Here is a 22,280-nt window from a genome sequence, read left to right as displayed (position 1 = left end):
TTTGGCCGAATCTTGGCCAACCTTTTTGTGTCCCATGCAATTTGCAGCATATCTCATCGGTTGTCAATGTGTTGATTCGCGCATAGGCTCGCGTGAAGTTTTGTCGTCTTACGGGGAAAGGACTACGTGACCTATGGCTATTTCGCGCAGAGCGGCGATCGGGATGGGTGCGGCCGCGGCGGCGCTCGCGGTGGCGAAACCGGCCGCGGCGGCCGAACCGTCCGGTGTGGACGGTTCGGGTACCGGAAGAATTCAAAGGGTCTATGAAGAGCGCAAAGTGATCGCAGGTGGCGTCTGGAGCTCGCACATCGCCATGCTCGACGGCAGTGGCGTGCTGCAGCCGGTGGTCCAGGACGAGGCCGACCGGGTGGTCAACGGTTACAGCGTGCAGAAGCTCGCGGTTGCCACGGCGGTGCTCGACAAGGTCGATCGGGGACTGCTCACCCTGGACCAGAAGCTGGAGCTGACGTCCAGCATCATCCTGGGCGGCAGCGGGATCTACCACCTGCACGGCGTGTGGGGCGATCAGATCACCATCGCCAACTTCCTCACGGCGATGCTGGTGACCTCCGACAACACGGCTGTGCGGCTGTGCGGGCTGGTGGCGCCGGCGCTGGAGATCAACGAGATCCTGGCGGCGAAGGGCTTCGTGCACACGCGCGTGCAGCCGGTGGCCAACCCCAACCGGTTCTTCCTCGGCGTGACGACGCCGCGGGAGATGCACGACCTGCTGTGGCGGCTGGCCAACAAGACGCTGCTGTCGACCGCGTCCTGCGACTTCCTGCTCCGGCAGATGCGCTGGATCCTCGGCTACAACGACGGCGTCCGGCGCAACATGTCGTCGGCCGAGCGCAGCCGGGTCGCCTCGAAATACGGCGCAGACTTCAACACCATGGGCGCGACGCGCAACGAGGCGGGCATCATGTTCGGCACGGACGGCAGGCCCGTGCTGACCTATGCGATGTTCGCCAACGGGCTGGGCGATCTCGACAACTACGGCGCCACGCACCCAGGGGTCGAGGCCCACGCCAAGCTGGGCCGGGTCATGCTAAACGTGGTCAACAAATACACCCCGCCGGCGGGCGTGGCGGCAAGCGGTGCCCGCCACTTCGTGCCGAAGTTCGAGCCGGTGAACGGCGGCTGATTTTCGATGTGCGGCGCCCGGCCGGATCGGGCGCCGCACGAGCCCCGGTAGTCTCGCGTCCGATGGACGTTCAGGAATTTGGTGGACGTTTCGGCAAGCGGTGACGACACCCGCGCGCAGGCCGCGCGTCAGACACCGATCAAGATGGGGGGAGCCGGCCGTCGCCGGCGATCCTCGCGGCGCGTTGCCCATTGAGATGGTCACTTGAGCCCGCGCTGCAGGGCGGCCAGCGGGCCGTCCCAGTCGCGGGCGAGCGCGGCCAGGAACTGTTGCGCCACCATCATGGGCGCGGAGTCCACGCGGTATCGGACCCGGCGCCGCTCCCCGGGCTCGGCCACCACCAGCCCCGCCTCGGCCAGCAGGGCAAGGTGTTTGGCGATGGCCTGCCGGGTGATGGGCAGCCTGGCCGCCAGATCGGTGGCCGTGGCCGGCCCGCCGGCCGCGAGCGCGGCGAGGATGCCTCGCCGGCTCGGGTCGGCCAGTGCGGTGAAGACCTCCTGCGCCACCGCCTCCAGGTCGGGCGTGGCCATCGCTTCCGGCTCAGCCTTGGGCATTGAGGTAGGCGACCAGTTCGCCCAGCTCGCTGGTCCAGCCCTCGGTGTTGGCGGCGAAGGCCGGCTTGTAGCCGGCGTCCTCGGGCAGCTGCGCGAAGCCGGACTCCACCATGGTCAGCGTGGTGCCGGAATCGTTGGGCTCCAAAGTGAACTCCACATAGGTGCGGCGGGGGTCGCCCTCGGGCAGGCCGTAGATGCCCCAGGTGTAGCCGAACACGCGCGGTGGCTCCAGACGCTCGATCGTGAGGGTGGCGGTGTCGCCGCTGTCCCACCTGATTTTAGCCAGACCACCGACCCGCAGGTCGACCTCGGCGCTGTTGCCGAACCAGGTGCCCAGGCCCTCGGCGGTGGTCAGCGCCTGCCACACGCGCTCGGGCGATTGGGTCAGCTGCAGGGTGCGCTCGATGCGATCGGGAAATCCCATGGTCGTCTCCTCTATAGCAACCGGTCAGTTGCTAACCAAACTATCGCAACTGACTGGTTGCGTCAAGCCGACCATGGGATTGGCCGCTCAGGCGCATAAGGTCACGCTGAGTTCGCTGCGCCAGCACAGGTGAATGCTGTTCTCCGACGGGCACAGGAGCAAGCTGATCTCGCTGAAGGGGTGCCCGGTCGGGACCGGACGGGCGTCGAGCGCCTGCAGATCGAGAAGTGCCATGGTCAACCAACCTCCTCATAGACGAGCGTGCCTCTACCCCACTTTTGGCGGTGGCAAGCGGGGTACCAAATGAATGAATCGGCCCGCCGTGTCGGCAGTGGACGGTCCACGGACGTCACCGAGGACTGGCTTTGAGGCTGATACGGCGACGCTGACCGGTCCGGCATCCTTTCGAACGTCCATCCATAAATGGAGGTAAAACACTGTGATCCGGTTACATAAAAAGATCGCCGTGCTGGCGATCGCCGCGGCCGCACTCGGCGTAGTCGGCACGCAGCCCGCGACCGCGACGTTCAAGCCCAGGTGGACGGGCACGTGGGCGACGGCGCTCACCGCGCCCAGCGCGGGCAACACCGCAAACTCCCTGGCCGGATTCAACAACCAGTCGCTGCGCATGATCGTGCGCACGTCCGTGGCGGGCGAGAAGATGCGCATCCGGCTCTCCAACGAGTTCGGCGCGCAGGCGATCAGGGTCGGCCACGCCTCGGTCGGCATCCCGTCGGCGCCCGGCTCGCCCGAGCTCGTCCCGGGATCGCTGCGCGGCCTCACGTTCAACGGCGGCGACGCGGGCGTGACCATCTTCAAGGGCGCCGAGGTGATCAGCGACCCGCTCGACCTCGCCGTGCCCGCGCTGTCGGAGCTCGCCGTGACGATCTTCCTGCCCGAGGCCACGGGCCAGACGTCGTGGCACTGGCAGGCCCGGCAAACGTCCTATGTGTACGCCGGCGACCGCGCGGGTGACCCGTCGGGGGCCGGGCCGACCAACACGTTCAACTCCTTCTACTTCCTCGCGGGGGTCGATGTCGCGAGCCGCACCGCCCACGGCACCGTGGTCGTGCTCGGCGACTCGATCAGTGACGGGTTCGGTTCGCCCCTCAACGCCAACCAGCGGTGGACCGACGCGCTCGCCACACGCATCGTCAACACCTATCCGCATCTGGGCGACCCGGGCGTGCTCAACCTCGCGCTGTCGGGCAACTTCGCCACGCACGACGCCGCCGCGGCCATCAACTTCGCGGCCGCGGGCCTGTCCGGCATGGCCCGGCTGGACGACGACGTGTACGGGCAGACCGGGGTGCGCACGGTCATCGTCGAACTCGGCGTCAACGACATCCACTTCGTGAACACCGCGCCCGACCGGGTCATCGCCGGGCTGCGCCAGCTTGCCGCGCAACTCAAGGAGCGCGGGATCCGGGCGCTCGTGTGCACGATCGGGCCGTTCGAGGGATACACCACCTGGACCCCCGAGAAGGAGGCCACGCGCACCACGGTCAACGCGTACCTGCGCGCCGGCACGGAGTTCGACTATCTGATCGACATGGATGCGATCCTGCGCGACCCGGCCCAGCCCACCAAGCTCAAGCCGGAGTTCGACAGCGGGGACCACATCCACCCCAACGCCGCCGGCTCGGAGGCGCTGGCCAACGCCATCCCGCTGTGGCAGCTTTAAGCACCATCCCCGGTCTGCTTGCCGCGCGGGCCGCGGCCGAGCCCGACCACGTCGCGCTGATGGTCGACGGCGGACCCGCCTTGACCATGGCCGAGTGGCACGAGCGTTCCCAAGCTGCGGCGAGGGCGCTCGTGTCGCGCGGGGTGCGTCCTCGGGAACGGGTCGGGCTCGTGTTCGGCGGGGCGGACTGGGTGGACTACGCGGTCGCGTTCGTGGCGGTCACCGCCGCGGGCGCGACCGCCGTGCCGGTGTCGGCGTCGCTGCCAGGTGCGCGGGCAGCGGAGTTGTTCGACCACTGCGGGGCAGCTGTCGTGTTAGGACCGTCCAATCTGGAGTTTGTGTTGCACGGCGAGCTTCCGGCGGTCTCGCCCGACGACCGGGCGCAGATCATCTACACGTCGGGCACGACCGGTACCCCCAAGGGAGTATTCGCCAGCCATGCCAACCTGACCCATGGCCTCGGCCGGCTGGCTCACTCCCGGCATGTGGTCCATGCTTTTCCGTTGGGTACCAATGCCGCGCAGACGATGCTGATGGCCTCGCTCGTGGCCCGGCCGACGTTCGTGGTCGCGCCGTCGTTCGAGCCCGCGGGCTTCGCGGCCCTGGTGCGCCGCCACGCGGCCACGTCCGTCTTCGTCGTCCCGACCATGGTGACGGCCCTGCTCCCGTTCGCCGACGACCTCAAGTCCGTGGAGCTGGTGGCATCGTCGGCCGCTCCGCTGCCCCCGGCGGTGGCGCTGCGCCTGTCCAAAGTCCTGCCCGACGTGACAATCGTCAATTCCTATACGTCCACCGAGGCGGCGCCGGCGTTCGTGAGCATGGTGTTCGACCCGGACCGGCCCACGGCGCTGGGCCGGTCGCCGGACGTGTGGGTGGACGGTGCCGGGCAGGTGTGGCTGCGTTCGCCGCACGCGCGGGGCTATTACGGGCAGGCGCCGTTCGCCGGTGGGTGGGTGCGCACCGGGGACGTCGGCTACCTTGACCCGGACGGGTACCTCCATCTGCTCGATCGAGCGTCCGATGTGGTCAAGGTCGCGGGGCACCGGGTGTCCACGATCCGGGTGGAGCACGCGCTGCACGAGCATCCGGCGGTGGCGGACGCGACCGTCGTCGGGTTGCCGCATCCCACGATGGGCACGATGTTGGTCGCGTCGGTCGTGCTCTCCTGCGAAGTGCCTGATTTGCGGGCGTTTCTGGCTGATCGGCTCGCACCGTACGAGATCCCGGCGCGCATCGACGTGACCAACGCCCTGCCGCGCAACGAGATGGGCAAGGTCCTCAAAGGACAGCTGGCCGCGCTGCTGTCGGTCTGCCGATCGGTGCTCGGCGTGCCGGAGGTCGGGCCGGGGGACAACTTCTTCGCCCTGGGCGGCGATTCGCTGACGGCGTCGCGCCTGGCCGAGCAGGCAGGCCTCCCGCTGGAGGTCGTGTTTGGATCATCCAATTTGGCCGAAATGGCGGGGCACATGACACCGACCGCCCCGGAGATCGTGGAGACCGACGACGTGGCTCTCACCGCGACACAGGAGAGCCTGCTCGTGTGGATGCACAAGACCGATCCGCCGCGCGACGCCGGTCCGGTGAGTGTGGGCATCCGCATCCGCGACACCTTCGACGCGGCGCTGCTCGAGCAGGCACTCGGCGTCGTGATCGGACGGCACGAAGCGTTGCGCATGGTGTTGCGCGACCGGCGGCCCGTCGTTTTGGACTGGCTCGCACCGGCGGTCACGCTCGTCGACACGCCGCAGGAGGTGCTCGCCGACCGCGAGGGCCGGTTCGACCTGGAGCGCGGGCCGGTCGTGCGGGCGGCGATCGCGCAGCTCGACGATCACGACTACGTGCTCGGGCTGGCCGTGCATCACCTGGTGTTCGATGGCGCGTCGATGGGTGTGTTGCTGCACGAGCTCGGCGCGGTCTACTCGGCGCTGCGTTCGGGTTCGCCGGTGCCGTTTAAGCCGTTGCCGCTCGGGTATCGCGCGCACGTGGCATGGACGCGTGCGCAGTGGGAGCGCACGACCCCGTACTGGACGCAGGCCCTGGCCGGAGCTCCCTCGCATCTGGACTTCCCGGCGCGGCGGCAAGACGTGATGCGCATCAGGCACGCCTCGCTGCGCTTCGACTTCGGCCCGGCCGCGCGGCTGCACGAGCTGGCGCACGCGCACCATGCGACGGCCTTCATGGTGATCGCCGCTTGCTGGGCTTCCACCCTGGCCCGATTCACGGGCTCTGCCGACATCGTGCTGTTGGTGCCGCTGCAGGGCCGCACCCGGCCGGGGAGCGAACGCCTCATCGGCTGCCTCGTGCAGTCGGTGCTCCTGCGCATCGACGCGTCGGAGTGCACGTTTGACGAACTGCTCGCCCGGGTGAAACGGTCCACATTGGACGCGCTGGAACACCAGTACCACCCCTTCGCCCGCTTCTACCAGGCACACAGCGGTGCATCGTTTCTGCGGGTCGAGCACTGGGCCGGTCCGGCGCACTTCCCGGGCCTGGAGTCCGAGCCACATGAGTTGCCACGCGCGCTTGAGGCCGACTGGCCCACGGCGGACGGCCAACCCGACCGCCAGTCGCCCGAACTCGCGGTGGTCGAGCAGCAGGATGGCACCCTGTCGGCCTGGCTGCTGTGGAACCAGCACGCCTTCGACAGGTCCACAATGGACGATATAGCACGTGAGCTAAGGAAGAGTTTGTTATGAAGGCTAGCGCTGCCCAACACGCCATGTGGCTCAACGAACGTCTTGGGATAGCCGGCGCCGTCTATCACATGCCCATGTCCATCGTGTTCACCGGCCCGCTTGACCGGGACCGGATGGCGCACGCGTGCCTCAAGGTCGTGGCGCAGCACCCGATCCTGGGCTGCGCGTTCGAGGAGCGCGACGAGCAACTCCACATATACCGCGCCAGGCGGCGGCCGTGGGTGTCGTTCGAGCCCGCGGACGCGCCCGACGCACCGTTCGATCTGGAAAACGGCCCGCTGATCCGGTTCCATCTCACACCGGACGGGCCCGATCGGCACCTGCTGCACGTGGTCGCGCACCACCTGGTCTTCGACGGCCAGTCCAAAGACCTGTTCCTGCGCGATCTCGCGGCCGCGTACAACTCGGGTGGTTCGGGCCGGCTCACCGCACCGCCGCCTCCACCGCAGGACACTCCGATGAGGACACCGGTCGGCGACGCACCGGCGCCCGCGTGGTCGGACGTCACGCTCCCGGGCCTGCGCGCGGTGTCGGCCAGGGCGCTGCCGGGCGAATGCGTCGACTTCACCGTGACACAGACCCGTGCCGGGCTCACCCGATTTGAGCTCCTGCTCAGCACGCTCTTCGAATTGCTTTTCCGGTACGGCAACGCGGACCCCACGGTCGCGATCGACCTCGGGACGCGGCGCCGGGAGGACCGCGACTGCATCGGCCTGTACGTCAACGAGCTCCCGCTGCAGGCCGCCCCGCAATCCGTGCTGGCCCGCCTGCGCGACCTGTACCGGCTTAGAAATGTGGAGCTGCAAGGCAATCCGAGGCTGGCGCTGGCACCCGTTTCGATCAGCTACCGCAGGCGCGGGCCTGTGCCACCCTTCGCCGGGCTTGAGGCGGAGGTCGAGTGGATGGGCTTCCACGGCTGGGCACGCAACGCGTTGCACGTCCAGGTCGTCGATGACGGGCGAGAGGCACGGGTCCGGTTCCAGTACGCCCCTTCGCAATTGCGCCGCGAAGACGTGCAGCGCATGGCGGCCCACTTCCAGAACCTCCTCGCGGGCGACCCGGCCCGGCCCATGCTCGTGCCCGGCGAGCTGACCGGCCTCACGGGCGCGGCCATGCCCGTCCCGCCCGGCCACATCGACGAGCAGATCACGGGCACGGGCATCGCCGTGACCGGATCGGGTTTCGACCTCACCTACGCCGGCCTCGTCGCGGCTGCCGAAGACATCGCGGTGGCGCTGCGCGACCGGGGCGTACGACCGGGCGACCGGGTCGCGGTGCGCATGCGCCGCACGCCCGAACTCCTCGCGGCGCTGCTCGGTGTGTGGAAGGCAGGCGCGGCATACGTCCCGCTCGACCCCGATTATCCGCCCGCTCGACAGAGCCTGCTGTTATCCGACGCCCGACCGCGGGCCGTGCTCACCCAGGACGGCGTCGTCGGGCTCGAATGGAGCGGCACGTCCAATCCGGGCCTGGCCTACGTCATCTACACGTCCGGTTCGACGGGCCGCCCGAAGGGCGTCGCGGTTGGACACGACTCGCTGTCCAATTTGCTCGCCGGGCTGCGCCACTGCCTCGACATCCCGCCGCGGCCGGTGTTTCTCGCCGTGGCTTCGTTCGCGTTCGACATGTCCATTCCGGAGCTTTGGCTGCCGCTTGTCATGGGCGGCACGGTCGTGCTCGCGACCGAGGACGAGGCCCGCGACGCCGAACGGTTGCTCAAACTCATCCGCACCAAGGGCGTGACACATGTCCACGTCACGCCGTCGACCTGGCAACGTCTGCTGGAGGCCGGATTCGACGAGCCGGGTGTCGTGGCCATCTCGGGCGCCGAGGCGCTGCCCGAGCCGATCGCGCGGCAGATCCGTGGCCGCAGCGCACGCCTGTGGAACCTCTACGGTCCCACCGAAACCACGGTCTGGTCCACCTATTCCGAAGTGGACGATGGCCCGGTCACCATCGGCCGCCCACTGCCCAACACCACCGTCACAGTCGTCGATGACTCGCTTTCCCCTGTGCCGCAGGGAATTCCCGGCGAGCTGTGCATCGGCGGGGCAGGCGTGGCGCGCGGCTATTTCGGCCAACCCGAACTCACGGCGCAACGCTTCGTCAACGGCGCCTATCGCACGGGCGATCGCGTGCGCCTGCGGCATGATGGCAGCCTCGAATGGATCGGGCGGTTTGACAATCAGATCAAGCTCAGGGGGTACCGGGTCGAGCTCGGCGAGATCGAGGCGCGCCTGCTGGAACATCCCGGCATCCGCTCCGCGGCGGCGATGACGCACGACGGCGAGACCTTGGTGGCATATGTGGTCGGGGATGCCACCGATCTGCGCGAACACATGGCCGAAGTGCTGCCGGCGCACCAGGTACCGACAAAATATGTTTTCCTTCCAGAGCTTCCGCTCAACGCCAACGGCAAGCTCGACCGGTCACGGCTGCCCGAGCCGGAGCCGGACTCCACATCGGACGGATACACCGGCGTGGCCGAGCAGATCTACCGTATCTGGTGCGAAGTGTTGGGCCGCAAAGACATCGGCCCCGACGACGACCTGTTCGACCTCGGCGGCCATTCGCTGACCGTGACCAAAATCGCCGCCCGCATGCGCCGACACCTCGGCATCGACCTCCCACTGCACATCTTCTTCGACACCCCGACCATCTCGGCCCTCGCGGCCGCGAGCCAAACCCGAGGCACATAGCACCCTGGTCAGCCCGCGTCCGCCAGGCACACGGCCGCGTCGCCGCTCGGGTCCGTGTCCATGATGGCGATGAGAAGATGTTCGATCTCAACCGAGCCGGCACCCGCAGTTTTCGCGGTGGCGTAGGCCTTGTCCACAAGATCGCGGGCCGCCTGCCCGAACATCGGCATCGCCGGCAGCTACTGGTCGACGGTGAAGATGACGTGCGCGCCGGTCTTGGCCGAACGCTGGAAGAAGTCGACGAGGTCGCGGAAATTGTGCCAGGTGTACTCGAAATCGTCATCGCCGAACTCGGGACCGTAGTCGCCGGCGTCGATGGCGTCGTAGCCGGCTCGAAGGCGCTCGCGCGACACGTCGGCCAGGGCGGCGGCCACGTCGTCGACCTGCTCGGGGGATAGCAGGCTGACGATGTAGTCGTCGCCCTCGTACACCTGCCGGCCGCCCAGGATGGCCGCGTTGAGCGGGTAGCCGCCGTTGTCGTAGGCCAGGTAGCCGTCGGTCAGGCTGCGATGGATGGCGTCCCACGCCTTGTCGGTGTCGCAGTGGTCGACACCGATCATCTCCTCTTCGATCCGCTCGATGACGGCCGCGACTTCCTCGTCATCGTCGGCGGCCAGAAGGTCGGCCACCACGTCGGATTCGATCGCGTAGTGCACGCCCAGACTGCCCATGCCCCATCCAATCTCATGCGAACGACCCTCATGCGAACGACGAGGTATCTTCGCACACCCGCCCGGCCGCGTCCGTTCGCGTATATCCGGGCTCCCGCGCTTCATCGATCATGCCCCGCGAGCGACATGAGTGTATCGAGCCGGCCGCGGATGCGGGCGGCCGTGAAGTGGTCGAAGTAGTCGCGGGAGCTGACGATCTCGCCGTTGCGCACCCGGAGCACGAAGATTCCAGGCAGGGAGAAGGGCTCCCCGGTGTCGGTCACCGTGCCCTGATATTCGAACTCGGCGACGATGACCTCGGGATCGGCGGTCTCATGGATGGTGATGTTGGTTGCCCGGCGTTGCAGACCTGGTCCGGTGCCCTTGGGCCTGAAGTGCTCGCGAAGCTCATCGCGGGTGCGCAGGGCAGCCGCACGTCGCGGGTCGAAGGGGTGCACGACGTGGGTCTGCTCCGCGTAGAGGTCGGGCAGTTCCTCCCATCGGCCCTCGGCAACGCCGCTGACCAGCGCGAGGAAGACCTCTCGTGGGCTAAGGGCATGGGTCATACGATTCTCCTATCGTCGCGCTACACGTGCGGGGACCGAGTTTCCGAAGTCTAGACTCCGAATATACGGAGTGGAGACTTCGGATGCCAACGAGAGGCAGTAATGAAACGCGCCGATGCGCGAACCAACCGCGCCCGCATCCTGGACGTTGCCGAAGAAGTGTTCGGCAAGGGCGGCGAGTCCGCGTCGACCGAGGAGGTGGCCCGCCAGGCCGGGGTGGGCATCGCGACGGTGTTCCGCCACTTCCCCACGAAAGCGGCACTGCTGCAGGCCGTCCTCACCCGGCGGTTCGACCGTCTGCACGGTCAGGCCGAAGCGCTGATCGGCGCCGTGAATCCCGGCGAGGCGTTCTTCGACTTCTTTGACCGGCTCGTCGCCGACGCGACGACGAAAATCGCCATCGGGGAGGCGCTTCTCGCCGCGGGCGGTGACGGCGAGGGCGAGGCCGCCCAGGCGTCAAACCGGCTGCGCCGAGCCGTCGGCGCGCTGCTGCTGCGGGCCCAGCAAGCCGGCGCCGTCCGAGACGACATCGAGTTGCCCGAGGTCTACGCGCTGCTAGTCGGCACGTCACGGGCTGCCGCATACGCCTACCTCGATGATGAGGTACGGGCGCGGGTGCTCGCCATCGTCTTCGACGGTCTCAGGCCAGCTTCGCGCCGAGACTGACACGCGCCCTCAATACTCGCCTCGACCGCCTCGACCGCCGCCGCCGCGACCGCCGCGCCGTCATTGCTGCGCCGTCGCCGCGTTGGTCGTCATGGCGCGCCTCCGGTCGAGTGGCCTCCGGTCGCGCAGAGTCTCTGGTTCGGTCGGTTTCCGCCTCGCTGCGGTCCTGCTCAGGCTGGCTTTCCGTGGCGCTACGTCTTTGCTCCGAGTTGTCGGAGCAGAGTTGTAGCGCGCGTGAACGTAGGTCGCCGGCCCGCGCTGGGATTGCTTTTGGTGGCGTTGTCTCTTGCTCCGAGCTGCCGGTGCAGAGACGTAGCGGGCGCGAACGAACGTTCCTGCCGCGGGGTGCTGACCACGATGTCAGGTTTCGGCTCGGTAACGGATGTGTGGCCTGGGCGTCGCAGGCTATTGACGAGTGGATGTCGTGAGGGCTAGCTTGAGATCAAGTCGCTATGACATCGATGTCATAGACGAGAACGCATGCCGGGAGGTGCGCCGTGCTGGTTGGCGAATACCGAACGTCGCGACAGGACTCGATCGAGCGCGGCGTCGTGCGCGGGCGGTGTGCGTCATGGGCATAGCACCTCAACTGCTGCCTCTTAACCAGGTCGAGCATTTCTACCGGGGCGGGCGCCGGATTGCGGCCCTGCGCGGCGGGAGTCCCGACGGCGCGCCGAACCGGCCCGAGGAGTGGCTCGGTTCGATGACCACGATGACATCAGCGCCGGGGCAGGGGCTTTCCCGTCTCGCGGACGGCACGCTGTTGCGCACGGCTATCGAGGCCGATCCGGTGGGCTGGTTGGGGGCCGAGCATGCGGCACGCTTCGGCGCGTCCACCGAGCTTCTCGTGAAGCTGCTCGACGCGGGGCAGCGCCTGCCCGTGCACTTCCATCCCGACCGCGCGTTCGCCCGGCGCCATCTCGGACTCGTGCACGGCAAGAACGAGGCCTGGATCGTGCTGCACGCCGACGAGGGTGCCAAGGTCCGGCTCGGGTTCGCCGAGACACTGCGCGCGCTCGATGTCCGCGCGATGCTGGGCGACTCGGCCGCGCTGCTCGGCGCGCTGCGTGAGGTCGAAGTGCGGCCCGGTGATGCCGTGCTCGTCCCGGCGGGGTTCGCCCACAGCATCGACGCCGGCATCTTCGTGCTCGAACTGCAGGAGCCGACCGACCTGTCGATCCTGCTGGAGGGCGCCGATCTGGCCGTCGACATAGAAGCGGGCGGGCATCTGGGGCTCGGCTTCGACACGGCCCTGGAGCCGTTGCGCTGCGAGGCGGTCACCGACGACGAGCTCGACCAGCTGATCGTGCGGGCGGACCACAAGACTGCGGATCTGTTGCCTCCCGCTGCCGGGCCGTACTTCCGTGCGCACCGGATTGGACAGTCCGAAGTGGACGCGGGCTTCGCCATCGTCGTGGTGCTGGCGGGGGAGGGGATGCTCGTCGCCGAGTCGGGCGATCGCCTCGCGCTGCACCGAGGGGATGCGGCGGTGGTGCCGCACGCGTCCGGCAGGTGGAGTCTGGCCGGGCCGATCGAGGCAATTGCCTGCCGGCCACCCAGAGGGGAGGACTAGTGGAAGGCTTGCTGGTCGGGGTCGACGTCGGGACGACACGCATCAAAGCGGTCGCCATCGATCATCTGGGACGGGCGTGCGGTGATGCCGAGCGGCAGACGCCGTGGCGGCGCGACGGTGCCGGGCACGCTGAGGCCGATCCGATGGCGCTGGCCGATGCGGTGAAGGCGGTTTGCGCCGAAGCGGTGTCACGAGTGGACACTCCCGTGCTCGGCATCGGTGTGACCGGCATGGCCGAGACCGGTGTGCTCACCGACGGGTCCGGCCGCCCGCTCGCTCCCGCCATAGCGTGGCACGATCCGCGCGGCGAAATCGAAACGATCGCGCGCGAGCTGGGCACCGAGGTGTTCCAGACGACCACCGGGCTGCCGCTGACCGCCCTGCCGTCACTGTCCAAATTGCTGTGGCTGCGCCGGCACGTCCCGGAAACCCAAGAAGCCAAAACCTTTTATTCGGTACCGGAGTGGGCCATCCGCTGCCTCGGCGGCGCACCCGTGTCGGAGCTGTCGCTGGCCAGCCGCACGGGGCTGTTCGACGTGGCGCGCGCCGAGCCGTGGTCCGCACCGCTGGACCTGCTGGGCCGGCCCGGCCTGCTGAGCGAACCCGTCGTCGCGGGCACGCCCGTGGGCCACGCTACCGGAGAGCATGTGCCGCACCGGCTCCAGCGCGCCGTGCTCACGGTCGCGGGCCACGACCATCAGGTGGCCGCATACGCCGTGGGCGCCGCGGTCGACGGGGCACTGTTCGACTCGCTCGGCACGGCGGAGGCGCTCGTGCGCACCATCGAGGGATCGCTTGCGCCGGAACGCATCGGCGCGCTCGCCGGGCAGGGCATGTCGGTGGGCCGGGCCGTGATAGAAGGTCACCTGTCCGTCCTGGTCGGGCTGCCCACCGGGCTCACGCTCAACCGGATCGCCACGATGGTCGGCGCCATGGACGCAGCCACCCGGGCCGAGCTCGGTGCGCAGGCGATCGCGCTGGCCGAGCAGGGCCAGGGCGAGGGCCACGGCCAGCAGACCACACTGCGCCTGGTCAACCCGCGCGACGAGGAGTTCGGTCTCGCGGGCATCACCGACGGTGTGACGCCAGCGGCGCTCTGGCGTACCGCGATCGACGCGTTCATCGCCGAGACCGATGCCGCGCTCGCCCGCATCGAGGCGATCGCCGGTCCATATCGGACGGTCGTCGCGGCCGGTGGCTGGCTGTACAACCCGGGCGTGCTGGAGGCCAAGCGACGCCAGTTCCCGGGCATGCGCACGACCGCGATCGCCGAGCCGGGCGCCTATGGAGCGGCGCTCATGGCCGCCCGCGCGGCTGGGCTAGGTACCCCCACGAAAGGTAAACAGGATGTCCTACAGCCTTGACCAGATTGCCAATGATGCCGGGCGGTTCGCCATCCTGGCGATGGATCAGCGCGGCACGCTCAAGTCGATGCTCGACAAGGCGGGCATGCCGTCCGATGAGGACGCGATGCGCCAGTTCAAAGTGGACGTGATCCAGGCGTTGTCCCCGTTGGCCTCCGGCGTGCTGACCGATGTCGAGTTCGGCGTCGGCCCGGTGCGTGCGGCCGGTGCCCTCGCGCCGCACGCCGGACTGCTGATCGCTAGCGAGCTTTCGCCCCAGCCGACGTGGAACGGCGAGCAGCGCACGGAGTTCTCGCCCGAGCGTGGGCCGCAGTTCGTGCGCGCCAACGGGGGCGTGGCGCTGAAGTTCCTGGTGCGTTGGCGCCCGGACCGCCCGGCCGCCGATGGGGAGCCGGATCTGGCGCAGGAGGCGATCGACGCGGTGGGCCAGGCGATCGCCGCTTGCCGCGCGGCCGGCATGCCGTCGGTCATCGAGCCCCTGGTGACCAAACTTCCGGGCGAGAAGTGGACCGACGAGCAGCGCGCGCACATGGTGATCCGCTCCGCCGAGTTGCTGGCCCGGCTGGGGCCGGATCTGCTCAAGCTCGAATGGCCGGGCGGCGCGGACGGCTGCCGCAAGGTCAGCCAGGTGTGTGGGAACGTGCCGTGGGCACTGCTGTCGGCCGGCGTGAAGGCCGAGGAGTTCACCGAGCGGGTGCTCACGGCGATGGACGCCGGCGCGTCCGGATACATCGCGGGGCGCGCGTTTTGGGGCGAGGCCGCGGGCCTGACCGGTGAGGCCCGCCGCGAATTTTTGGCGACGACAGCGGTCGAGCGGATGGTCGCGCTCAACAAGGCGATCGAAGGCCGCGGCCGTGATTGGCGGGAGGTAGTCCAATGACACCTGCGCTCGCCGCGTACAACATAGTGAAAAGCTTCGGTCAGGTCCGAGCGCTGCGCGGTGCCTCCTTCGAGGCGTACCCGGGCGAGGTCACGGCCCTGGTCGGCGACAACGGCGCGGGCAAGTCGACGCTGATCAAGGTGCTGTCCGGCGCGCTGATCGCCGACGAGGGCGAGGTCCGCGTGGGCGGCGAGGCGGTGCACCTCACGGGCCCGCAGGACGCCAAGGCGCGCGGGATCGAGACCGTGTACCAGGACCTGGCCCTCGCGCCCGACCTCGACGCCGCCGCGAACGTGTTCCTCGGCCGCGAGTTGAGAAGGCTGCGCTTCCTGCACGATCACGCGGAGATGCGCCGCCGCACCGCGACCGCGTTCGCCGACCTCGGCGTCGGGCTCGTGCAGGACATGCGCCAGCCGGTGGCCGCGTTTTCGGGCGGGCAGAAGCAGTCCGTGGCGATCGCCCGCGCCGCGATGTGGGCCTCCAACGTGATCGTCATGGACGAGCCGACCGCCGCGCTGGGGGTGATCCAGACCGAGAAGGTGCTCGAACTGGTCGCCCGGATCCGGGATCGGGGGGTGGCGGTCGTGTTCATCTCGCACAACCTGCCGCAGGTGCTCGACGTCGCCGACCGGATCGAGGTGCTGCGCCTCGGCGCCCGGGTGGCGCGCTTCCGGCGCGGCGAGTCCGATGTGGACCGCCTGATCGCCGCGATCTCCGGCGCGTACACCAACGAGGAGGCGCAAAAATGACGCGGGCCAAGGAAATCCTGCGCACGCCGACCATGGTGACGTTCGGCGCGCTGCTGCTCATCATCGCGGCGTTTTCCATCATGGCGCCGGGACTGTTCAACACGCCCGGCAACTTCCTCCAGCTGGCGCAGAACGTGGCGATCCTGACCGTGGTCAGCGTGGGCACGACGTTCGTCATCATCACCGCCGGTGTCGACCTGTCGATCCCCAGCGGCATCGTGCTCGGCGAGGTGTTCGCCGTGCACGCGCTGGAGATGGTGGGCGGGCTCGACACCCAGCCGGGCGAGGTCCACATCGGATACGTGTTCGCGGCGCTGGGCGGGGCCATCCTCGCGGGGCTGTCCATCGGCGCCATCAACGGGATCGTCGTGGCATACATGAAGGTCCCACCGCTGCTGGCCACCCTGGGCACGCTCGGCGCGGGACTCGGCGTCGCGCTGATCCTCCAAAATGGAGTGAACACGTCCACCTACGCGCTCGACCCGATCGGCCACGGCTCATGGATCGCGGGCGTGCCCAACCTCATCCCGATCGCGCTCATCATCGTCGTCGCCGGATATGTGTTGCTGCACATGGCGGTCTTCGGCCGGCACACCTTCGCGATCGGCTCCAACCCCGAGGCGGCCCGCCGCGTGGGCATCAACGTCGAACGGCATCTGCTCAAGGTGTACCTCATCGGCGGCGTCACGGCCGGGTTCGCCGGGTTCCTCTCCGTGGCGTATTTCAGCACCACCAGTATCGGCGGCCACTCCACCGACAACCTCCAGGCCGTCACGGCGGTCGCGCTGGGCGGCACAAGCCTTTTCGGCGGCGTGGGCTCGATCATCGGCACGCTCATCGGGGTCTGGATCCCGGCCGTGCTCAAGAACGGCTTTGTCATCAATGGGGTGCAGCCCTATTGGCAGGACGTGGCGGTGGGCCTCGTGCTCATCGTGGCGGTATGGCTCGACCAACTGCGGCGGCGCTCCCGCAACCGCGGTTAGTCCAACGAAGGAGGACAAAGTGAAGAAATTCGCGATAGTCGCGGCGGGCCTGCTGCTGTTGGCGGGCTGCGCCGAGGCCGGAACGACCGGCGGCGCGGCGAACAAGAACGTCGTCCTGATGGTCGGCGTCAAGGGCGACCCGTTCTACATCTCGATGGAGTGCGGCGCCAAGGAGAAGGCCAAGGAGCTCGGGCTCAACCTGACCGTGCAGGGGCCGGACAAGTTCGACGCCACCCTGCAGAACCCGCTCATCGACGCGGTCGCGGCGAGCAAGCCGGCCGCGCTTCTGGTGGCGCCCAACGACGTCAAGGCTTCGGCCACGCCGCTCAAGCGCATCCAGGACGCGGGCAGCAAGGTGGTGCTCGTGGACACGGTCGTCGACGACCAGAACATCGGCGTGTCGCGCATCGCCACCGACAACAAGCTCGGCGGCGCGAAGGCGGCCGAGGCGCTCAACACCCTGGTCAACGGCGCGTCCGGCAAGGTGCTCGTCATCTCGACCGACCCGGGAGTGTCCTCCGTGGACGCTCGCGTGGCGGGCTTCGAGGAGGCGGTCAAGACGAAGTACACCAATTTCACCCTCGCGGCCGCGACGCAATACTCGCACAACTCCCCGCAGGAGGCGGCGAAAATCGTTCAGGCGGAACTGCAGCGCAACCCCGACCTGATCGGCGTGTTCGCCACCAACCTGTTCTCGGCGCAGGGCACGTCGACCGGCGTGCGCGCGGCCGGCAAGGGCGGCCAGGTCAAGGTCGTCGGCTTCGACGCCGGGCCCGACCAGATCAAGCAGCTGCAGGCGGGCGACGTGCAGGCGCTCGTGGCGCAGAAGCCCTACGACATCGGCGTGCAGGGCATCACCCAGGCGGCGGCCGCGCTGGGCGGCACGACCGTCGAGAAGCAGATCGCCACCGAGTCGCTCATCGTCACCAAGGACAACATGTCCGACCCGGCCGTGAGCAAGTACATCTACAAGAGCAGTTGCTGAACATGAACGTCGACTTGCAACGGCTCGGCAAGCTCCGCCGCATGACGAGGCTCGCCAGCGACGACGGCTTCTTCCTCGTGGCCGCGATGGACCATCCGGAAAACTACCTGGAACTCTTTGACAAAGACATTTCTCTGGTACCGCATGCGACCGTCGTGGAGTCCAAAATGGAGCTCCTGGCCGCGTTGTCGAGGCATGCGAGCGCAGTGCTGGTCGACCCGATGTGGTCGCTCGGGCAGGGTGTGGCCACGCGCACCCTGCCCGGCGGCGTGGGCATGATCGCGCCCATCGAGCAACTCAGCTACACCCCAACGGGTTGGGGGCTGGAGACCCGCCTGCGTCCGCAGTGGACGGTCGAGAAGATCGCGGCCCTCGGCGCCGACGGGGTGAAGCTGTTCCTGTTCTACCGGGCGGAGCTCGCCGACGTGGCCGAGGGTCAGCGCAAGCTGGTGGCCGAGCTGGCGGTGCAGTGCGAACACTGGCAGGTGCCGTTGATCGTCGAGCCGATCTGGTATCCGCTGGAGGGTGAAGACCCGGGTGACCCCGCGGTGCAACGGGCGCGAGCCACGGCCATCGCCGCGTCGGCCGCGGAGTTCGCCCGGCTCGGGGTGGACATCCTCAAGATGCAGTTCCCGGGTTCGGCGCAGGCATGCGAGGAGCTCGACTCGGCCGCGGGCGGCGTGCCGTGGGTCCTGCTCAGCGAGGGCGCCGGGTACGCCGACTTCGAGCAGCAGATGGAAATCGCCGCGCGGGCGGGTGCGTCCGGATACATCGCCGGGCGGGCCGTGTGGGGCGATGCCGTCGGGCCGCTGTCGGACGCGGAAGCGTTGCCGCGCGCACAAAAAAGGCTGGTGTCGCTCAACGAAATCGTGCGCAGGCACGGCCGCCCGTGGCGCGATGCCGTCCCGGTGGGCGAGGTGGCCGAGGCCATGCCCGCCACATGGTACGAGTCGTTCCGGCGATGACGGAGGCGTGGGTCGTGTGCGGGGCGCCTGCGGCGGGCAAGAGCGTGCTCGGCGCGGCCCTGGCGCGACGCCTGCGGGCCGCGCTGCTCGACCAGGACGTGCTGACGGGACCACTCACGTCCGTGATCGCCCGGTTGGTCGGCGCGCCACCGGGCGACCTGGACGACCCGCGCGTGCGCGCGGCCACGCGTGACGCGACGTATGAGGCACTGCTCGGTGTGGCGGCCGATTGCCTGGACGTCGGTGTGCCGGTCGTGCTCGTCGCGCCGTTCACCGCGGAGCGGTCCAATGCGGACGCGTGGCGGGGGCTTTCGCAACGGCTGCAGGATCGTGTGGTGCTCGTGTGGGCGTCCGTGCCGCGCGGCGAGCTGATGCGCAGGCTCGCCCGCCGCGACGCCCCACGCGACCGCCGCAAGCTGGACGATATCGAGGCGTTCCTGGCATCGAGCGCGCTCGACCCGCCGGTGGTGCCGCACATCTCCGTCGACACCACGCTTACCCTTGCCGATCAGGTGGATCTCGTGCTGAAGGAGACGCCAGGTGCTCATCGCCACGCCTAACATCACGGTTGACCGCACGGTGCGCCTGCCCGAGCTGCGGCCGGGCCACGTGCTGCGCCCGCAGCACGCGGTCGTGACCGCGGGCGGCAAGGGCATCAACGTGGCCCGCGTGCGGGCAGCGTTCGGCAAGCGGGCCACGCTCGTGGGCTTCCTGCCCGACGTCGACGCCGCGCAGCTCGACCGGTTGCTGGCCCGCGAGCCGCTGGACTTCGTGGGCGTGCCCGTCGCCGGGGAGGTGCGGGTGGCCACCATCTATCTGGAAGAATCCGGTCGCGTGACCGTCCTCAACGAGCCCGGCCCGGTGGTGCCCGCCGATGGTTGGGCCGCCTACGAGCGGGCCATCGAGGCCGAGCTGGCGTCGGGCCGGCACGCCACGCTGGTGTGCACCGGAAGCCTGCCGCCCGGTGCGCCCGATGACGGCTACGGCAGGCTGGTCGCGATCGGGCACCGGGCCGGCGTGCGGGTCGTGGTCGATGCGGCGCGCGCCGCGCTCGCGGCCGCACTGCCGTCGGGGCCCGACTTCGTGACGCCCAACCTGGCCGAGGCGGAGGGCGTGCTGCACGGGCATCCGGACGAGTCGGTCGCCGAGGACAGCCCGGATGTGCCGGACCGAGCGCGCGCGGCGGTGAAGCTGCTGTGCGCGCGGGGTGCGGCCGCCGCTGCCGTGACGGCGGGCGCCGCTGGGACCGCTTTTGGAGACGGCGAAAAAGTGTTCTGGCTTTCTGCCGTACCGGTAAATGTCAAAAATCCCATCGGCGCCGGAGATTCGTTTGTCGGCGGCCTTGCCGAGGCGCTGGAATCCGGAAGCGAGCCGTTGCACGCGATCGCCTTCGCGGTCGGCACGGCGAGCGCCTCGGTGGAGCAGGAGCTCGCCGGGGGAGTGGACCCGGGGCGGGCGCACGAGATCGCGGCGCAGGTGGTGGTGGCGTGACACGGCGGCCGACGGTGCGGGAGGTCTCGCAACTGGCGGGGGTCAGCCCCAAGACCGTGTCGCGGGTCATCAACGCCGATCCCGCGGTCGCACCGGCCACGGCCGAACGGGTGCGCGAGGCCATCCGGCAGCTGGGCTTCCACCCCAACGCGGCCGCCCGCTCGCTGCGCGTGGGCCGCGACGACGCGATCGGGCTCGTCGTGGAGAACATCGCCGACCCGTTCTTCGCCGAGGTGAGCAGCGCGGTCGAGGAGGCCGCCCGGGAGCGCGGCATGTTCGTGGTCATCACGAGCGCCGGATACGCCCCGGAGAACGAGCGCACCGTCGTGAATGGACTGACCAACCGGCGGGTTGCGGGCCTGGTCATCACCCCGACCTCGGGCGACCACTCCTATCTGGCGCAGTCGCCGGTGCGCGTGCCCACGGTGTTCGTCGACCGGCCGCCGATCGGGTTCGAGTCGGACACCGTGTTGGTGGACAACGAGGGCGGGGCCAAGCTCGCGGTCGGCCATCTGATCGAGCACGGTCACCGGCGCATCGCCTTCGTCGGCGACCGGCTGCACGTCTACACCACAAGGCTGCGCTATCAGGGGTTCCGCGCGGCCCTGCTCGACGCGGGCATCCCGCCGGACGACAAGTGGATCCGGGTCGATGTCATGGGCGAGCAGAGTTCCACGGCGGCCATGACCGAGCTGCTCGACCTGTCCGACGGGCCGACCGCCGTGTTCTCGGCCAACGCGCGCAGTTCGCTGGGCGTGGTGCGGGCGCTGCACCAGCGCGACCGCACGAACGTGGCGCACGTGAGCTTCGACGACCTGCAGGGCGCCGAATCGCTGAGCCCGCCGGTCACGGCCGTGCACCAGGACCCGCGCCGGATGGGCCAGCAGGCAGCCGCGCTGCTGTTCGACCGGATCGCCGGTGGCGAGGGCCCACCCCGGCGCGTGGTGCTCCCGGTCAAGCTGATCGTGCGCGGCTCCGGGGAACTTCCGCCCGCTCCCTAGACAGGCCGACCAGTTTCCGGCCCTCGCGGTGTCTAACCATGTATGAGGGATCAGGAGCTGGTGGCGCAGGCGCGGGACGGGGACGGTGAGGCGTTCCGCCGGCTGGTCGAGCCGTATCGGCACGAGCTGCAGGTGCACTGCACGCGCACGCGCGGTCTGGCCGTTGCCCCGGAGAACCAGTCGATCACCTTGCACCGTCGGCGGTCGCATCCGCTACCGGCCGTCGTTGCGGCAAACTAGTTTGTAGTTTAAAGTAGTTGGCATGACCCCCATCGATGAGGATCCGCCACCACCGTCGCCCGCCGAGTCGCTGCGGATGATCGCGGAGCAGCGCGAGGCGGCCGAGCGGCAGCTTTCGCCCGATCCGCTGGTCTACCACGGCCCATGGGGAGTGGCCTGGCTGGTCGGCTTCGGCGTGATGTTCCTGCGGCACGGTCCGGGCGGCACGGTCCTCGTGGCGATGCCCGCTTGGCTGCCGCTTGCAGTGCTGTTCACGTTGCTCATCGGCGCCGCGATCGTGTCGGGCGTGCTCGCCGGCCGCACCTCTCGTCACGTGCGTGGCCGCTCCTCGGTGCAGGGTGCGATGTATGGCTTTTCGTGGTTCGTCTCCTTCGCGGGCATGGGCCTGACGTTGCAGCGCTTCGACGACGGCTTGTCCCCGCCAAACGTCGGCCTGCTGTGGGCGACGGTCGCGGTCGGGCTCACCGGCGCCCTGCACATGGCCGGTGGCGCCGTCTGGCAGGATCGCCTGCTCTTCGGGCTGGGCGTCTGGCTCACGCTCGTCAACGTCGTGGGCACCGCGCTCGGGCCCGGCTGGCACTCGCTGGTCATCTCGCTCGCCGGTGGCGCGGTCATGCTCTTGCTGGGCCTCGTGCTCCGCCGGCGCCCCGCCGGGCGGCCAAATGAGTGAGCTTGATCCGGTGATCCATGCCCAGGCCCGGCTGCGGGTGGTGGCAGCACTGTCCGCCCTGCCCGAGGGTGACCAGCTGGCTTTCCCACGCCTGCAGGAGATTCTGGGCATGACCGCCGGCAACCTCTCCGTGCACCTGCGCAAGCTTGAGGACGCCGGCTATGTCGAGGTCACCAAGACCTTTTCCGGGCGCACCCCGACCACCCTGGTGTGCCTGAGCCGGCGCGGCCGGCTCGCCTTCGAGGAATACACGGCCGCGGTGCGCGCGCTCTTGCCCCCACCATCCACATAGGAGT

Annotated in this window: 24 protein-coding genes; 18 read left to right on the top strand and 6 right to left on the bottom strand. The window is 69.1% G+C overall.

The window, feature by feature from the left end; all coding sequences use genetic code 11:
* Positions 1-133: 133 nt before the first annotated feature.
* A complete protein-coding gene (locus tag DM816_RS07195; RefSeq protein ID WP_117209362.1) occupies positions 134-1,144 on the top strand; it encodes a serine hydrolase in 1,011 nt (336 codons plus the stop codon).
* Positions 1,145-1,344: 200 nt separating this feature from the next.
* On the opposite strand, the gene DM816_RS07190 is transcribed toward DM816_RS07195, so the two are convergent.
* From DM816_RS07190 to DM816_RS07180, 3 genes are all read right to left on the bottom strand, one after another.
* Positions 1,345-1,698 (bottom strand): ArsR/SmtB family transcription factor, encoded by a 354-nt coding sequence (locus DM816_RS07190; RefSeq protein WP_246001662.1) that lies wholly within the window; start codon positions 1,696-1,698, stop codon positions 1,345-1,347.
* Positions 1,685-2,122, bottom strand: a complete 438-nt coding sequence (locus tag DM816_RS07185) for an SRPBCC domain-containing protein (RefSeq protein ID WP_117209360.1) — start codon at positions 2,120-2,122, stop codon at positions 1,685-1,687. The genes DM816_RS07190 and DM816_RS07185 overlap by 14 nt, the downstream gene beginning before the upstream one ends.
* A gap of 87 nt (positions 2,123-2,209) precedes the next feature.
* The gene (locus DM816_RS07180; protein ID WP_117209359.1) at positions 2,210-2,356 is read right to left on the bottom strand and encodes a SapB/AmfS family lanthipeptide; all 147 of its coding nucleotides are present in this window, start codon (positions 2,354-2,356) and stop codon (positions 2,210-2,212) included.
* A gap of 205 nt (positions 2,357-2,561) precedes the next feature.
* Here DM816_RS07180 and DM816_RS07175 point away from each other — a divergent pair, with 205 nt between their 5' ends.
* The 3 genes from DM816_RS07175 to DM816_RS07165 are packed head-to-tail and all read left to right on the top strand — an operon-like array spanning position 2,562 to position 9,201.
* The gene (locus tag DM816_RS07175; protein ID WP_117209358.1) at positions 2,562-3,806 is read left to right on the top strand and encodes an SGNH/GDSL hydrolase family protein; all 1,245 of its coding nucleotides are present in this window, start codon (positions 2,562-2,564) and stop codon (positions 3,804-3,806) included.
* The gene (locus DM816_RS07170) at positions 3,794-6,502 is read left to right on the top strand and encodes a condensation domain-containing protein (protein WP_117209357.1); all 2,709 of its coding nucleotides are present in this window, start codon (positions 3,794-3,796) and stop codon (positions 6,500-6,502) included. The genes DM816_RS07175 and DM816_RS07170 overlap by 13 nt, the downstream gene beginning before the upstream one ends.
* Positions 6,499-9,201, top strand: a complete 2,703-nt coding sequence (locus DM816_RS07165) for a non-ribosomal peptide synthetase family protein (RefSeq protein WP_117209356.1) — start codon at positions 6,499-6,501, stop codon at positions 9,199-9,201. The genes DM816_RS07170 and DM816_RS07165 overlap by 4 nt, the downstream gene beginning before the upstream one ends.
* An 8-nt stretch (positions 9,202-9,209) precedes the next feature.
* On the opposite strand, the gene DM816_RS42275 is transcribed toward DM816_RS07165, so the two are convergent.
* The 3 genes from DM816_RS42275 to DM816_RS07155 all read right to left on the bottom strand — a co-directional run bounded on the left by DM816_RS42275 (position 9,210) and on the right by DM816_RS07155 (position 10,417).
* A complete protein-coding gene (locus DM816_RS42275; RefSeq protein WP_162907203.1) occupies positions 9,210-9,371 on the bottom strand; it encodes a Clp protease N-terminal domain-containing protein in 162 nt (53 codons plus the stop codon).
* A gap of 9 nt (positions 9,372-9,380) precedes the next feature.
* Positions 9,381-9,872 carry a YfbM family protein gene (locus DM816_RS07160; RefSeq protein WP_162907202.1) on the bottom strand — a complete coding sequence of 164 codons (492 nt, stop codon included), beginning with the start codon at positions 9,870-9,872 and terminating at the stop codon, positions 9,381-9,383.
* Between the two features lie 101 nt (positions 9,873-9,973).
* A complete protein-coding gene (locus DM816_RS07155; protein ID WP_117209354.1) occupies positions 9,974-10,417 on the bottom strand; it encodes a nuclear transport factor 2 family protein in 444 nt (147 codons plus the stop codon).
* 102 nt (positions 10,418-10,519) lie between these two features.
* Between DM816_RS07155 and DM816_RS07150 the strand changes: the two genes are divergently transcribed.
* The 14 genes from DM816_RS07150 (at position 10,520) to DM816_RS07085 (ending at position 22,276) form a co-directional block, all read left to right on the top strand.
* Positions 10,520-11,083, top strand: a complete 564-nt coding sequence (locus DM816_RS07150; RefSeq protein WP_117209353.1) for a TetR/AcrR family transcriptional regulator — start codon at positions 10,520-10,522, stop codon at positions 11,081-11,083.
* A 571-nt stretch (positions 11,084-11,654) separates the two neighbouring features.
* On the top strand, positions 11,655-12,656 hold the full coding sequence (locus tag DM816_RS07145) for a class I mannose-6-phosphate isomerase (protein WP_117209352.1): 1,002 nt from the start codon (positions 11,655-11,657) through the stop codon (positions 12,654-12,656).
* Positions 12,656-14,020, top strand: coding sequence for an FGGY-family carbohydrate kinase (locus DM816_RS07140; protein WP_162907201.1), 1,365 nt, complete (start codon positions 12,656-12,658; stop codon positions 14,018-14,020). The genes DM816_RS07145 and DM816_RS07140 overlap by 1 nt, the downstream gene beginning before the upstream one ends.
* Positions 14,004-14,900 carry a hypothetical protein gene (locus tag DM816_RS07135; protein ID WP_117209350.1) on the top strand — a complete coding sequence of 299 codons (897 nt, stop codon included), beginning with the start codon at positions 14,004-14,006 and terminating at the stop codon, positions 14,898-14,900. Before DM816_RS07140 ends, DM816_RS07135 begins: the two co-directional genes overlap by 17 nt.
* Positions 14,897-15,649 (top strand): ATP-binding cassette domain-containing protein, encoded by a 753-nt coding sequence (locus DM816_RS07130; RefSeq protein WP_117209349.1) that lies wholly within the window; start codon positions 14,897-14,899, stop codon positions 15,647-15,649. The genes DM816_RS07135 and DM816_RS07130 overlap by 4 nt, the downstream gene beginning before the upstream one ends.
* Positions 15,646-16,632, top strand: a complete 987-nt coding sequence (locus tag DM816_RS07125) for an ABC transporter permease (protein WP_117209348.1) — start codon at positions 15,646-15,648, stop codon at positions 16,630-16,632. The genes DM816_RS07130 and DM816_RS07125 overlap by 4 nt, the downstream gene beginning before the upstream one ends.
* 19 nt (positions 16,633-16,651) lie before the next feature.
* Complete coding sequence (locus tag DM816_RS07120; RefSeq protein WP_162907200.1) at positions 16,652-17,617, top strand: ABC transporter substrate-binding protein; 966 nt, start codon at positions 16,652-16,654, stop codon at positions 17,615-17,617.
* Between the two features lie 2 nt (positions 17,618-17,619).
* On the top strand, positions 17,620-18,582 hold the full coding sequence (locus DM816_RS07115; RefSeq protein WP_117209346.1) for a hypothetical protein: 963 nt from the start codon (positions 17,620-17,622) through the stop codon (positions 18,580-18,582).
* Entirely contained in the window at positions 18,558-19,142 is a 585-nt protein-coding gene (locus DM816_RS07110) for a P-loop nucleotide/nucleoside kinase family protein (RefSeq protein WP_117209345.1), read from the top strand. The genes DM816_RS07115 and DM816_RS07110 overlap by 25 nt, the downstream gene beginning before the upstream one ends.
* Complete coding sequence (locus tag DM816_RS07105; RefSeq protein ID WP_117209344.1) at positions 19,123-20,073, top strand: 1-phosphofructokinase family hexose kinase; 951 nt, start codon at positions 19,123-19,125, stop codon at positions 20,071-20,073. The genes DM816_RS07110 and DM816_RS07105 overlap by 20 nt, the downstream gene beginning before the upstream one ends.
* Positions 20,070-21,074 carry a LacI family DNA-binding transcriptional regulator gene (locus DM816_RS07100; protein WP_162907197.1) on the top strand — a complete coding sequence of 335 codons (1,005 nt, stop codon included), beginning with the start codon at positions 20,070-20,072 and terminating at the stop codon, positions 21,072-21,074. Before DM816_RS07105 ends, DM816_RS07100 begins: the two co-directional genes overlap by 4 nt.
* Before the next feature lie 42 nt (positions 21,075-21,116).
* Complete coding sequence (locus DM816_RS43650; RefSeq protein WP_211588577.1) at positions 21,117-21,314, top strand: hypothetical protein; 198 nt, start codon at positions 21,117-21,119, stop codon at positions 21,312-21,314.
* Between the two features lie 22 nt (positions 21,315-21,336).
* Positions 21,337-21,984 (top strand): transporter, encoded by a 648-nt coding sequence (locus tag DM816_RS07090; RefSeq protein WP_117209342.1) that lies wholly within the window; start codon positions 21,337-21,339, stop codon positions 21,982-21,984.
* Positions 21,977-22,276, top strand: a complete 300-nt coding sequence (locus DM816_RS07085) for a winged helix-turn-helix domain-containing protein (protein ID WP_117209341.1) — start codon at positions 21,977-21,979, stop codon at positions 22,274-22,276. Before DM816_RS07090 ends, DM816_RS07085 begins: the two co-directional genes overlap by 8 nt.
* Positions 22,277-22,280: the final 4 nt, after the last annotated feature.

The organism is Allorhizocola rhizosphaerae (genome assembly GCF_003426775.1).
Lineage (GTDB): Bacteria > Actinomycetota > Actinomycetes > Mycobacteriales > Micromonosporaceae > Allorhizocola > Allorhizocola rhizosphaerae.
This window is presented reverse-complemented; position numbering and strand designations above follow the sequence as displayed.

Bases quoted from the DNA above. Each gene is read 5' to 3' on its own strand.
- DM816_RS07195 (WP_117209362.1), top strand. From the start codon at position 134: ATGGCTATTTCGCGCAGAGCGGCGATCGGGATGGGTGCGGCCGCGGCG.
- DM816_RS07190 (WP_246001662.1), bottom strand. From the start codon at position 1,698: ATGCCCAAGGCTGAGCCGGAAGCGATGGCCACGCCCGACCTGGAGGCG.
- DM816_RS07185 (WP_117209360.1), bottom strand. From the start codon at position 2,122: ATGGGATTTCCCGATCGCATCGAGCGCACCCTGCAGCTGACCCAATCG.
- DM816_RS07180 (WP_117209359.1), bottom strand. From the start codon at position 2,356: ATGGCACTTCTCGATCTGCAGGCGCTCGACGCCCGTCCGGTCCCGACC.
- DM816_RS07165 (WP_117209356.1), top strand. From the start codon at position 6,499: ATGAAGGCTAGCGCTGCCCAACACGCCATGTGGCTCAACGAACGTCTT.
- DM816_RS42275 (WP_162907203.1), bottom strand. From the start codon at position 9,371: ATGCCGATGTTCGGGCAGGCGGCCCGCGATCTTGTGGACAAGGCCTAC.
- DM816_RS07160 (WP_162907202.1), bottom strand. From the start codon at position 9,872: ATGGGCAGTCTGGGCGTGCACTACGCGATCGAATCCGACGTGGTGGCC.
- DM816_RS07155 (WP_117209354.1), bottom strand. From the start codon at position 10,417: ATGACCCATGCCCTTAGCCCACGAGAGGTCTTCCTCGCGCTGGTCAGC.
- DM816_RS07150 (WP_117209353.1), top strand. From the start codon at position 10,520: ATGAAACGCGCCGATGCGCGAACCAACCGCGCCCGCATCCTGGACGTT.
- DM816_RS07145 (WP_117209352.1), top strand. From the start codon at position 11,655: ATGGGCATAGCACCTCAACTGCTGCCTCTTAACCAGGTCGAGCATTTC.
- DM816_RS07135 (WP_117209350.1), top strand. From the start codon at position 14,004: ATGTCCTACAGCCTTGACCAGATTGCCAATGATGCCGGGCGGTTCGCC.
- DM816_RS07130 (WP_117209349.1), top strand. From the start codon at position 14,897: ATGACACCTGCGCTCGCCGCGTACAACATAGTGAAAAGCTTCGGTCAG.
- DM816_RS07125 (WP_117209348.1), top strand. From the start codon at position 15,646: ATGACGCGGGCCAAGGAAATCCTGCGCACGCCGACCATGGTGACGTTC.
- DM816_RS07115 (WP_117209346.1), top strand. From the start codon at position 17,620: ATGAACGTCGACTTGCAACGGCTCGGCAAGCTCCGCCGCATGACGAGG.
- DM816_RS07110 (WP_117209345.1), top strand. From the start codon at position 18,558: ATGGTACGAGTCGTTCCGGCGATGACGGAGGCGTGGGTCGTGTGCGGG.
- DM816_RS43650 (WP_211588577.1), top strand. From the start codon at position 21,117: ATGAGGGATCAGGAGCTGGTGGCGCAGGCGCGGGACGGGGACGGTGAG.
- DM816_RS07090 (WP_117209342.1), top strand. From the start codon at position 21,337: ATGACCCCCATCGATGAGGATCCGCCACCACCGTCGCCCGCCGAGTCG.
- DM816_RS07085 (WP_117209341.1), top strand. From the start codon at position 21,977: ATGAGTGAGCTTGATCCGGTGATCCATGCCCAGGCCCGGCTGCGGGTG.